This is a genomic window from Mesorhizobium sp., assembly GCF_024509055.1.
Lineage (GTDB): Bacteria > Pseudomonadota > Alphaproteobacteria > Rhizobiales > Rhizobiaceae > Mesorhizobium.
Genome location: NZ_JANINM010000511.1, coordinates 1 through 10,557 on the forward strand (window position 1 = coordinate 1; position 10,557 = coordinate 10,557).

The following is a 10,557-nucleotide window of genomic DNA, read 5'->3' on the forward strand; positions in this document are numbered from 1 at the left end:
CGTCGGTCAGGTTGGCGATGGCGCTGGTCTCGGTGATCTCCAGGCAGATCGTTTGCGGCGAAATGCCATGAGCGGCGAACTGCTCGCGCATGAAGCCGAGGAAAGTCTCGTCGCCGAAGCTCGCGCCGGAAAGGTTGATGGCGCAGGTGGATATCTGCGTGGCGAGCGGATCGGCCAGCCGGGCCGTCAGGGCGCGGAACGTGTTGCGCACCACCCAGCGGTCGATCGCCGGCATCAGCCCGTAGCGCTCGGCCGCCGGAATGAAGCTTTGCGGGGTGACGAAGTTGCCGTTCTCGTCGGCCAGCCTGAGCAGGATCTCGATATGCGCGCCCGCCTCGGCGACATCTTCCCGCAGCGGCGAGATCTCCTGTGCATGCAGCCTGAAGCGGTTTTGCTCGATCGCCGCATGCAGGCGCTGCACCCAGGCCATCTCGCCGAAGCGCTCGCGCAGCGCCGTATCGCCGTAGCTCTGGACCTGAACGCGGTTGCGGCCCTTTTCCTTCGCCATGTAGCAGGCGACATCGGCGGCGCGCAGCACCTCCTCGAGCGACATGCCGGAATTGGTGATCTCCACCATGCCGATGCTGACGCTGATGTTGAACGGCCTACCTTCCCAGGAGAAATGAAGATCCTGGACGGTGGCGCGCAGCCGCTCGGCGGTGGCGCCGGAGGAGTCGGTGTCGCAATCGAAAAGGAGCACGCCGAACTCGTCGCCGCCCAGCCTTGCCAGGATGTCGCCGGCAGGGAGTTCGTTGGCGAGCAGCACCGAGATCTGGCGCAGCAGCTGATCGCCCGCCGCGTGCCCGCAAGTGTCGTTGACGAGCTTGAACTGATCGAGGTCGAGATACATCAGCGCATGCCGCCTCGGCTTCTCCGGCGGCTCGGAAAGGACGCTCGCCAGCCGGTTCTCGAAGTCGCGCCGGTTGGTGAGCCCGGTCAGCGCATCGTGCGAGGCCTGCCATGACAGGCGATCGATGTAATCCTGCTCGCGCGTCATGTCGTGCATGGCAAGTACACAACCGACGATCCTGCCGGAAACGTTGAGCGGCGCGCCATTGAGCGCGACAGGGACGACGGAGCCATCGGGGCGCTGCAGAAGTTGCGGCCGCACGTTGGTGCGCCGCGGCTCCCCGGCCAGGAGCTGCCGGACCAGATCGCCTTCCTCCACGCCGCTGTCCTTGTCGATCAGCCGGAACAGGGTGTCGACGGGCTTGCCTTTGGCCGTTCCCAGGGACCGGGCAAGCAGGCGTTCGGCTACGGCGTTCATGTAGTCCAGCCGCCCGGCGGCATCGGTGCTGATGACAGCCTGTCCGATGGAGGCCAGCGTGATCTGGGCACGCTCGCGTTCGGTGTTCAAGGCATGCTCGAATGCCTGCCGCTGCGCCAGGAGCTTCCGGGTGCGCCACACCGCCAGGAGGATGAGCAGCGCTGCGGTGACGAGATTGGCCAGGGTGAGCGCCGCCTTGATGAAGCGCGAGCCCTCGCCGAGGCTGTCGGAGAAGGCCTTGGACAGCGGCCCGGCTTCGCGGTCGAGTTGATGGATCTGGGCTTTCCAGGCGATGATGTCGGCCTCGGACGCCGGTCCCGCGGCGAGCCTTCGATGCATGGTGTCGCCGAGTTTTTCGATGGCCAGGATCACCTCGTCGGCCGCAGTCCAGTGCCGGATGGCAGTAGCGAGATAGCTCATCCCGCGGAAATTCCGGAACAGCCAGATCAGGCCGGCAACATCGTCGGCGTGATTGCCGCCGCCGAGGAAGCCCTGGCGCGCCGCGTTGGCGTCGGGCTGAGGCTGCTCGAGCGCAAGTCGCGCCGCGCGATCGGCGAGCGGCACGGCGATAGCCTGGCGGTATTCGCTGAAATACTCTTCCTTGCCGGTATCGGCATAAAGGCTGAGGAAATAGATGGCGTGTTTCTGCCCCTTCGACCACTGGCTCTCGCCACCGACATAGGCGCGGACGGCCGATAGCGTGTGGAGGCTCAGCGTCGCGACCAGTGCCTGGATAAGGACGACAACAACGAAAGGCCAGACCAGCCCGATGAGGCGTGGGCTAGTGTCCGTCGGCGAGAGCTTCATCGCGTTCTCATGGAGCCTGCCGTGGCCCCCACCTGCATCCGTCCGACTGGTTCATCCGTCGGTTGGGACGATGTGCATTTCCTCATGTCTGCCGGCGCGTGGCGACAACAGCCCAGATAACGCGTCTGGCTTAACAGCCTATAAATTCTTGCAGTATTTGTCCTCGAATTCTTCGGAGATAATAGTTTGCGGCTTACGCGACGTCATGATGACGTTGCCGCCGCAGTATTTCAGGCATGGCAAAGTGTTTTCGGGCGCCGCTGCCAGCCGAGTTCTTGACACAGACTAAGGCGTCGCAAGTTGGCGGGCCGCGTGGCTCGGAATGGCGAAGTCGAGCAGGACGCGTCCATGCGTCACGATCGATCAGCGTTTGGCCCTGGATTTGTTCAGAGCCACAGCGGCCTGCACGAGGGCCTTCAGCGCCGCCTCGTTGATCTGCTCGCCCTCGCGAAAGTCGATGGCGCGCCTGGTGTTGCCTTCCAAGCTGGAATTGAACAGGCTCGAGGGATCGGGCAGCGCTGCGCCCTTGGCGAAGGTCAGCTTGACGACGGCCTTGTAGGTCTCGCCGGTGCAGATCATTCCGGCGTCCTCCCAGACCGGGACCCCTCGCCACTTCCATTCCTCGGTGACATGAGGGGCCGCCTCCCTGATCAAGGCACGAAGCCGGCCAAGCATCTCGCCGCGCCAATCGCCGAGCTCCGCGATCCGTCCGTCTATCAGCTCGGAGGGCGACCTGGATTCCTGCGGGACGCTTTTGTTCATCGGTGTTTTTCCTTCAAAAGCCGGGTAAAAAAGATAATGCGAACCTCTGGCATCTACATGCGCTCGCCAGGCAACCGGCTCGCCTGTTCCACCCATGAGGCGAACAGCGCTTCGTCGATCTGGTCGTCCTCACGTATGTTGAGATAGCGCGTGTCCTTGCTCTTGGATGCACCTGGGGGCACGGGCTTGAGCGACATTCCGCGGAAGAAGGCCACCTTGATGTATTTCGCAAAGCAATGGATGCCAAGGAACCAGCCCTCTTCGCCGACGCCATAGAGCGGCGAGTTCCACTTCACGGCCTTGCGAACGTCGGGAATTGTCCGCTCGATGATTTCGTCGAGCCGGCGTCCCACCTCACTCTTCCAGCCAGGCATGGCCGCGATGTAAGCCTGCACGGGTTCATCGCCGTAACCCTTGGCGATCTGTGGATTCCCGCCTGAAAGCAGCATTGGTTCCGCCTTCGATGGGCCGGCGGTAGCTTGCTTCGGTCTCGTCTTCGCCATCAGGCCGATCCGATACTTTCACGCGCCGCTTCGCCGCGCCGCCTGGCGGCATAGGGCAGCACGAACATATAGAGGCCGCTGAACAAAAGCAGGAAGAGCGGGGGAAGCGGCGAATAGACCACCCAGGCGGGCGGCTGTCCCAACGCCATGGCCACGAAATTGGCGATGACGGTGAGGGTAAAGATGATCGACAGCCAGCGATGCAACTGCCTTATCCACTTGCTCCAGTCCAACGATACCTCCTGTGATCAACGAATGAAACGTCTACGCTACCAGCGCGCCAGCTGCGTGAGCTGGATGAGATTGCCGCAAGTGTCGTTGACCTGCGCGATGGTCGAGCCGGTCACCTCTGTCGGCACCATTGCGAAGCTGCCGCCATTTGCCTTGATGCGCTCATGGTCGCCCTTGATGTCGTCGGTGAAAAGCATCAGCGCCGGCTGGCCCTGCTTGAATATGGCCTGCTGATAGGTTCTCGCCGCCGGATTGTCGTTGAGCGCCAGCTGCAGTTCAGTGCCGTCCGGGTCGTCGGGCGAAATGACGGTGAGCCAGCGAAACGGACCGTTGGTGAAATCGGCTTTCTTGGTGAAACCCAGCACGCCGGTGTAGAAGCCGAGAGCCTTTTCCTGATCGTCGACATAGACGCTGGTCAGCTTGATCTTCATTTTCGTTTCTCCATTGCTCACGCATGCGGGTCAACGCCGCAAGACGGTTTCTATTCTCTGAACCTTGCGGCGGACCTCAATCGGCCCGCGACAGGACCTGCTCCAAGGCCGCGAAGTACCTCTTCCAGCCTACCGTGGCGCCACGGTAGTAGGGCTCCTGGTCGGTCCGGAAACCGACCTGCTCCATGCGCAGATGAGTGCCCGTGCCCCTCGGAGTGAGCGTCCAGGTGATGACGCTCTCGAGATCCTTGGTGTCCCACGAATAGGACAGCGTCTTGTTGGGCTCCACGGTCTGGACCTGGCACTCGACACCGCCCCAGTCGGCACTCAACCTGAAGCGATGGTCCACGACCGGCTGGAAGTCGTTCTTCATCAGCCATTCCGCGATGAGATGCGGCTGGGTGAGCGCACGCCAGATCTTTTCCGGCGGATAGGGCATCTCGCGCTCGACGACGACGGAGCGCGTTCCGGCCGGCATGTCGTTCATTGATCCATCCTCTTCAGCAGGTCCTCGAGGTCATCGAACCGGCTTTCCCAGAAGCCGGCCATGTGGCGCGTCCAGTCCATCAGCGGCGCAAGCGCTGCGAGCTGGGCGCTGTAGTGGGTCTGGCGCCCCTCGTGGCGGTCGCGCACCAGTCCGGCTTCCTTAAGGACGCCGAGATGTTTCGAAACCGCCGGCTGCGAGACACCGGCCTGTGCCGTGAGCGCGCCGACAGTCTGCTCGCCTTGACGGCATAGACGCTCAAAGATGGCGCGCCTTGTCGGATCGGCAAGCGTCCTGAAGAGTGTATCGTGCGTTGCGGACATCCTGATCGATAACCTGTGGGCTATTGATTGACGTATAACCGCTGGGATATATGTAGTCAAGCAGGAGCAGGGCAGAAAGGAATACGGCCAAGCAGGGACGCGGACGACATAGGTCTGCCTGCCTTATTCCGACACCGGTTCGCTCGCGGGGATCGCCAAATCGCGCAGCAGCGTCGACAGTTCGGGCTCGTCGATGAGCAGCGCCGCATCGGCCGGCGGCAGCCAGGCTCGCTGGCGCGCGGAAGCTTCCTGCCAGTCGACCATCTCCTCGGTCACCTCCAGCAGATAGACGACCACGTCAACACGGACGAAGCGGTTGGTCATCCGTTTCCAATAGGAATATGTGCCGGCGGGCTGCTTGAGCGCCTTGCCCGAAACGCCTGCCTCTTCCTGGGCCTCGATCGTGGCGGCCTTGCGCCCGCTCTTGCCCTTCATCGGCCACCCTTTGGGGACGATGAAGCGGCGAGTGGTTCGCGAGGTGACCAGCATAACCTCGACGCGTCCATCTTCGCCCATGCGAAAGGGTATGGCGGCCACCTGGCGGATCCGCTCCCCTTTCCTTGCCTTGCGCACTGCTTTCTTCTTGGCCGCTACCATCCCAAAACCCGGTCGGACAAATGCTCCGCCCACGCGCAAATCGCGCGCGACAAGGTACTGCCCTTGCAAAACCCCAAAACCGTCGCCCTTGCAATCCGGCATTTGCCGGCAAGTAAGTCGGCTAAATAACCCGAAAGAGGCGGATTGTCAGCGGCAGACCTGCGAAATTGTGCTGCCAATCACTTGGGACTGGCAACTCTGCTTGACGACGGGCACCTGGGGGAGGGGCGCAGGCGCAATCTGCCTATCCTGCTCCCGGTAGATCTGCTGCTGTTGCTGGTATTGCTGCCGCTGCAGCTGGCTGCGAAGCGTCTGCAACTCATTCTGCTGGATCAATGCATTGCTGTTGGTAGGGATGGTGACTTGAGCCAACGCTCCAGACGCCACGCCCGAAAGGGCGGCGGCCAGCGCCGCCGCAATCAAAAACGCCGGAAGGCGAGGGTGCAACATCGCTTCCATCCCATGAAAACAAACTTCACCGCAATATATAGGGTGCTTTTCCGGATGTGCCACGGCGCAGTGCAACGCATGCGTGGCAGGGGATTGTCGTACCAGATAAAATCGGAACGCAACCAGCATTGCGCTTGACGGGAATGGCGGTTTCGCCGCTCTATCGCGCGGGCTGGTCCAAGTGACTGGACGGGTTAGGGCGATAGAGGAAACCGATGAGAAGCAGGTCCAAATTGTTGGTCGCAATGCTGGCTGTTGCCGGGATCGCGGGCCTGCCGGCGCTTGCAGCGCAGAACAAAGGCGACAAGGTTGCGCCGGCCGCCGCCCAGCCCGCAGACGCGGCTGCCAAGCCGCAACTGCCCGGCGGCGCTTCGGCCCTTTCGGAGACGCATGGCGACTGGACCGTCAATTGCCAGGTCACCGGCACGACGAAGATGTGCAGCCTGTCGCACCAGCAGTTCAACAAGCAGAGCGGCCAGCGCCTGCTCGCGCTCGAATTGTCGACAAAAACCGGTCAGGATGCCACCGGCACGTTGGCGCTGCCGTTCGGGCTGGCGCTCGCCAAAGGCGTCACGTTCGAGATCGATGACCAGAAACTGGACGGAAGCCTGCAGTTCAACACCTGCCAGGCGGTTGGCTGCCTCGTACCGGTCGTATTCAATGCCGACACCACGCCGCTTTTGCAAAACGGCACCACGCTCAAGATCAACGCGGTCGCTGCCGACACGCAGCAGCCGATCGCCTTCACCATCTCGCTCAATGGCTTCGCGGGCGCGCTCGCCAGAACGGCCGACCTGTCGGCGGATTAAATGTATCGATAAACCAGGATGGGCGGCGAGGATATCCGGAAGGCCGCCTCCTTCATTCCGCCTCGCGCAAACGGTAGCCAACGCCGGTCTCGGTGATGATGTAGCGAGGCTGGTCCGGCGTCTTCTCGATCTTCTGCCTTAATTGGCGGACGTAGACCCTGAGATACTGCACGTCTGTCGAATCGTTCCATATCTGCTTCATCAGGAACTGGTGCGTCAGCACCTTGCCGGCATACTGAACCAGCATGCGCAGGATGTCGTATTCCTTCGGCGACAGCTTCACCTCCTTGCCTTCGACCTTGACGATGCGCTTGACCAGATCGACGGAGAGGTCGCCGGTGTGGAACACCGGCTTTTCGCCCTGCTGCTGGAACTTGTGACGCAAAGCAACGCGGATGCGGGCGACGAGTTCGTTCATACCGAAAGGCTTGGTGACATAGTCGTCGGCGCCGAGTTCAAGCGCCGAGACGATGCCGGTCTCGTCGGTGCGGCTGGAGAGAATAACAACAGGAATGTTGAGACCCTCACTTCGCCATCTGCCGAGCAGTTCGAGGCCGGTTATGCCCGGCAACCCGAGATCGAGCAGGATGAGGTCGGGTTTCTCGGTCTTCAGGAACTCGATCGCCACGCCGGCGTTCTGCGCCTCGTTGACCGTATAGCCCTGGCTGCTAAGACCAACGCGAAGCAGCTTGCGGATCGGCGGCTCATCGTCGACCACCAGAATGCTGACGTTCTGGTTGGTCATGCGGCGTCATCCGTCTTGGCAGCCGTCAATTCCGGCATTTCTTCCGGCACAGGCATCTTGATGGTGAAGACCGCGCCCGGACGGTCGGTGCGGTTCGCGGCCGAGATCGTGCCGCCCATCGCCTCGATGAAGCCGCGGCTGATGGAGAGGCCGAGCCCGGTGCCGGCACGGACCTGGTCGCGTTTGCGCACCCGGTAGAAGGTGTCGAAAATCCGCTCCAGATCCTCGGGCGGGATGCCCAGGCCCTCGTCCATGACCTGCAAGGCGACGGAACCATTGTCGGCCCAGGCTCGCAGCCGAATGGCAGATCCGGGCGGCGCATATTTCGCGGCATTGTCGAGAAGGTTGAACAGAACCTGCTCGAAAAGCACAGGGTCCAGCCGCAGCATCGGCAGATTCGGCGGAATGTCTGTCTCTATCCTGTGCTCGCCGGTGATCTTGCGGGCTCGATTCAGCGCCGAACCGACGACGTCGCCGACATAGTGGAATGCATAGTTCGGCTCCATTGCGCCCGACTCGATCTTGGTCATATCGAGCAGGTTGGCGATGAAGCGGTTCAGCCGCTCCGATTCGTCGATCACGGTCGACAGCAGCTCGGACCGATCCTTTTCGGGAAGCGCGGCCGAGTATTCCCTCAGCGTGCCGGCGGCGCCCATGATGGCTGCAAGGGGCGTTTTGAGGTCGTGCGAGATCGAGGTGAGGAGCGCCGTGCGCAGCCTGTCCGCCTCCGCGGCCAATTTGGCGCGATCGACATCGGCGACGAGCTGGATGCGCTCGATGGCGACCGCGGCCTGGTCCGCTAGCGCGTCGAGCAGGCGCTGCTGCTCAGGCGTCAGCAATGGCCCCTGGCGGTCGTCATCGAGACCGATGACGCCGACCGCCGTGCGCCCTGTCCGCAGCGGTAAATAAAGGCGCTTGGCGCCCGGCAGCGTGTCGGCGCCGCGGCCGGCGGGGCGATTGTGCTCCCAGGCCCAGCGAGCCGCAGCGATATCCGCCTCAGCCAGTGTGTCGTCTGGCGGATAGCCGGCCTTCACGGTGATCGTGCCGCTTTCGGGCAATAGCAGCACTACGCGCACCTTCAGCATCGAGGCAATCTGGAAGGCGGTCGCCCACAGAACGTCGTCGAGCGTGCCAGCGCCCGCCAGCTTCTTGGAGAATGAATAGATATCCTCCGTTGCCCTTGCGCGAGAGCGGGCTGCGGCGGCCTGACGCTGCACTCGAGCCGTCAGGTTGCTGGCGATCACGGCGACGACCAGAAAGACGCAGAAGGCCACGATGCTTTCGGGGTCGCGGATGGTCAGCGTGTAACGGGGTTCGAGGAAGAAAAAGTTGAAGGCAAGCGCGCTGAGAAAGCAGGCATAGAGCGCCGGCCACAGTCCGAACGTCACCGCCGACGTCAGCACGGCCAGAAGCAGGACGCTGGCGAGGTTGCGGACGTCGAGGAACTGGTCAAGTACCGCGCTGACGGCCAGCGCGCCTGCGACAAAACCCGTGGTGATCAGATAGGGCCAGACCTGGAACTGGCGCTGTTCGGGGGCGGCCTTCACCCGCGGCGCGGCGGCGCCCGCGTCGCGTTCGGCTCCCGAAATCACGTGGACGCTGATATCGCCGGCGTTACGGATCAGATCGTAGGTTAGCGAGCCCTCGATCAGTTCCCGCCAGCGCGACCGGGTCGGCCTGCCGATGACGATATGGGTGAAATTGTTCGCCGTCGCGTGCTGCACGATGTCCTGGGCGACGTTCTGGCCAGGAATGGTCGTCACTTCCGCGCCGAGCTGCTCGGCAAGACGAAGGTTGGTCGCCAGCCGGTCCTTGTCCTCCTCGGACATGCCGGCCAGGCGAGGGGTGTCGACATGCAGCGCCGTCCACGGAGCGCGAAGCCGGTCGGCCAGCCGCCGCGCATAGCGTATGCGTGCCGCGCCCCCTGGTCGGGAATCGACGCACACCAGAACCCGCTCGCCCGCCGCCCACGGGCCTTGGATGGCGTGGGATTGCATGTGGTTGAGCAATTGCTCATCGACGCGTTGCGCGGTGCGCCGCAGCGCCAGTTCCCGCAGCGCCGTCAGGTTGCCCGGCGAGAAATAGTTCTCGATCGCGCGCTGGGCGGTGTTCGGAAAATAGACCTTGCCTGCCTGCAGGCGCTTGATCAGGTCATCGGGAGTGAGGTCGATGACCTCGATATCGTCGGCCTGGTCGATGATGGAATCCGGCACCGTTTCCCGGACCCTGACGCGGGTGATCTGCGCAACAACGTCGTTCAGGCTCTCGACATGCTGGATGTTGAGCGTTGTGTAGACGTCGATGCCTTGCGTCAGGATCTCCTGGACATCGAGATAGCGCTTGGGATGGCGGCTGCCGGGCGCGTTGGTGTGAGCAAGTTCATCGACCAAAACCAGCGCCGGGCGCCGCTTCAGAATGGCATCGAGGTCCATTTCCTCGAGGACGCGGCCCTTGTAGTCGACAGGGCGTCGAGCGATGACCTCGTAACCCTCGACCAGGGCCTGGGTTTCCTTGCGGCCATGCGTCTCGACGACGCCGATCACCACGTCCTCGCCGTCGGCCAACTGGGCGCGGCCCGCCATAAGCATCTCATAGGTCTTGCCGACGCCGGGCGCCGCGCCAAGGAATATCCGCAGGCGGCCACGCCCCTCGCGCTCGGCATGTTCGAGAAGCGCGTCAGGGGACGGTCTGTTTTCGGTGTTCCTGTCTTCCGGCATCAGGTCCAATCATGAATTGTACCGGGGATCGTGTCGATCCCCGGTGCAGGCACCCGACTATTTAAGGTCGTCCAGGGCGAGATTCAGGGCCAGAACATTGACCACCGGCTCGCCGAGGACGCCGAGCTCGCGATCCTCGACATGGCTGTCGACGAGCGCCTTCACCTTGGCTTCATCGATGCCGCGTGCCTTGGCCACCCTCGGCACTTGGAAGTATGCCGCGTCGGGGCTGATGTCCGGGTCGAGGCCGCTTCCGGAAGTCGTCACAAGGTTGGCCGGCACAGGGGCGTTCGGGTTTTCCGCCTTGAGCTTCGTGGCATCGCCCTTGATCCGATCGAGCAGCTTTGGATTGGTCGGTCCGAGATTGGAGCCGCCGGAGTTGGCGGCGTCGTAGCCGTTGTTGCCGGCGGCCGAAGGCCTGCCGTGGAAAT

The 10,557-nt window shown here is 62.9% G+C and carries 13 protein-coding genes; 1 reads left to right on the forward strand and 12 read right to left on the reverse strand.

Annotation, left to right across the window (positions count from 1 at the left end):
* From Q0L57_RS30105 to Q0L57_RS30145, 9 genes are all read right to left on the reverse strand, one after another.
* The coding region (locus Q0L57_RS30105; protein WP_296746730.1) for a diguanylate cyclase at positions 1 to 2,074 on the reverse strand (2,074 nt) is incomplete at its 3' end.
* Between the two features lie 363 nt (positions 2,075 to 2,437).
* Positions 2,438 to 2,836 carry a DUF1801 domain-containing protein gene (locus Q0L57_RS30110; protein WP_296746731.1) on the reverse strand — a complete coding sequence of 133 codons (399 nt, stop codon included), beginning with the start codon at positions 2,834 to 2,836 and terminating at the stop codon, positions 2,438 to 2,440.
* A gap of 53 nt (positions 2,837 to 2,889) precedes the next feature.
* On the reverse strand, positions 2,890 to 3,339 hold the full coding sequence (locus Q0L57_RS30115) for a DUF1801 domain-containing protein (protein WP_296746732.1): 450 nt from the start codon (positions 3,337 to 3,339) through the stop codon (positions 2,890 to 2,892).
* Positions 3,339 to 3,572 carry a hypothetical protein gene (locus tag Q0L57_RS30120; RefSeq protein ID WP_296746733.1) on the reverse strand — a complete coding sequence of 78 codons (234 nt, stop codon included), beginning with the start codon at positions 3,570 to 3,572 and terminating at the stop codon, positions 3,339 to 3,341. The genes Q0L57_RS30115 and Q0L57_RS30120 overlap by 1 nt, the downstream gene beginning before the upstream one ends.
* A 36-nt stretch (positions 3,573 to 3,608) precedes the next feature.
* Entirely contained in the window at positions 3,609 to 4,001 is a 393-nt protein-coding gene (locus tag Q0L57_RS30125) for a VOC family protein (RefSeq protein ID WP_296746734.1), read from the reverse strand.
* 76 nt (positions 4,002 to 4,077) lie between these two features.
* A complete protein-coding gene (locus Q0L57_RS30130; RefSeq protein WP_296746735.1) occupies positions 4,078 to 4,488 on the reverse strand; it encodes an SRPBCC domain-containing protein in 411 nt (136 codons plus the stop codon).
* Positions 4,485 to 4,808 (reverse strand): metalloregulator ArsR/SmtB family transcription factor, encoded by a 324-nt coding sequence (locus tag Q0L57_RS30135; RefSeq protein ID WP_296746736.1) that lies wholly within the window; start codon positions 4,806 to 4,808, stop codon positions 4,485 to 4,487. Before Q0L57_RS30135 ends, Q0L57_RS30130 begins: the two co-directional genes overlap by 4 nt.
* A gap of 123 nt (positions 4,809 to 4,931) precedes the next feature.
* Complete coding sequence (locus Q0L57_RS30140; protein WP_296746737.1) at positions 4,932 to 5,405, reverse strand: NUDIX hydrolase; 474 nt, start codon at positions 5,403 to 5,405, stop codon at positions 4,932 to 4,934.
* A 147-nt stretch (positions 5,406 to 5,552) separates the two neighbouring features.
* Positions 5,553 to 5,984, reverse strand: coding sequence for a hypothetical protein (locus tag Q0L57_RS30145; protein WP_296746738.1), 432 nt, complete (start codon positions 5,982 to 5,984; stop codon positions 5,553 to 5,555).
* An 86-nt stretch (positions 5,985 to 6,070) separates the two neighbouring features.
* On the opposite strand from Q0L57_RS30145, the gene Q0L57_RS30150 reads away from it, so the two are divergent.
* Positions 6,071 to 6,664, forward strand: a complete 594-nt coding sequence (locus Q0L57_RS30150) for an invasion associated locus B family protein (RefSeq protein WP_296746739.1) — start codon at positions 6,071 to 6,073, stop codon at positions 6,662 to 6,664.
* A 52-nt stretch (positions 6,665 to 6,716) separates the two neighbouring features.
* Here the strand turns inward: Q0L57_RS30150 and Q0L57_RS30155 are convergent, their stop codons facing one another.
* From Q0L57_RS30155 to Q0L57_RS30165, 3 genes are all read right to left on the reverse strand, one after another.
* The gene (locus tag Q0L57_RS30155) at positions 6,717 to 7,409 is read right to left on the reverse strand and encodes a response regulator transcription factor (protein ID WP_296746740.1); all 693 of its coding nucleotides are present in this window, start codon (positions 7,407 to 7,409) and stop codon (positions 6,717 to 6,719) included.
* The gene (locus Q0L57_RS30160; RefSeq protein WP_296746741.1) at positions 7,406 to 10,126 is read right to left on the reverse strand and encodes a sensor histidine kinase KdpD; all 2,721 of its coding nucleotides are present in this window, start codon (positions 10,124 to 10,126) and stop codon (positions 7,406 to 7,408) included. Before Q0L57_RS30160 ends, Q0L57_RS30155 begins: the two co-directional genes overlap by 4 nt.
* Before the next feature lie 57 nt (positions 10,127 to 10,183).
* A partial coding sequence (locus Q0L57_RS30165; protein WP_296746742.1) for a potassium-transporting ATPase subunit C occupies positions 10,184 to 10,557 on the reverse strand: 374 nt, incomplete at its 5' end.

Coding starts and splice junctions, on each gene's coding strand:
- Q0L57_RS30110 (WP_296746731.1), bottom strand. CDS start 2,836: ATGAACAAAAGCGTCCCGCAGGAATCCAGGTCGCCCTCCGAGCTGATA.
- Q0L57_RS30115 (WP_296746732.1), bottom strand. CDS start 3,339: ATGGCGAAGACGAGACCGAAGCAAGCTACCGCCGGCCCATCGAAGGCG.
- Q0L57_RS30125 (WP_296746734.1), bottom strand. CDS start 4,001: ATGAAGATCAAGCTGACCAGCGTCTATGTCGACGATCAGGAAAAGGCT.
- Q0L57_RS30130 (WP_296746735.1), bottom strand. CDS start 4,488: ATGAACGACATGCCGGCCGGAACGCGCTCCGTCGTCGTCGAGCGCGAG.
- Q0L57_RS30135 (WP_296746736.1), bottom strand. CDS start 4,808: ATGTCCGCAACGCACGATACACTCTTCAGGACGCTTGCCGATCCGACA.
- Q0L57_RS30140 (WP_296746737.1), bottom strand. CDS start 5,405: ATGGTAGCGGCCAAGAAGAAAGCAGTGCGCAAGGCAAGGAAAGGGGAG.
- Q0L57_RS30145 (WP_296746738.1), bottom strand. CDS start 5,984: ATGCTGGTTGCGTTCCGATTTTATCTGGTACGACAATCCCCTGCCACG.
- Q0L57_RS30150 (WP_296746739.1), top strand. CDS start 6,071: ATGAGAAGCAGGTCCAAATTGTTGGTCGCAATGCTGGCTGTTGCCGGG.
- Q0L57_RS30155 (WP_296746740.1), bottom strand. CDS start 7,409: ATGACCAACCAGAACGTCAGCATTCTGGTGGTCGACGATGAGCCGCCG.
- Q0L57_RS30160 (WP_296746741.1), bottom strand. CDS start 10,126: ATGCCGGAAGACAGGAACACCGAAAACAGACCGTCCCCTGACGCGCTT.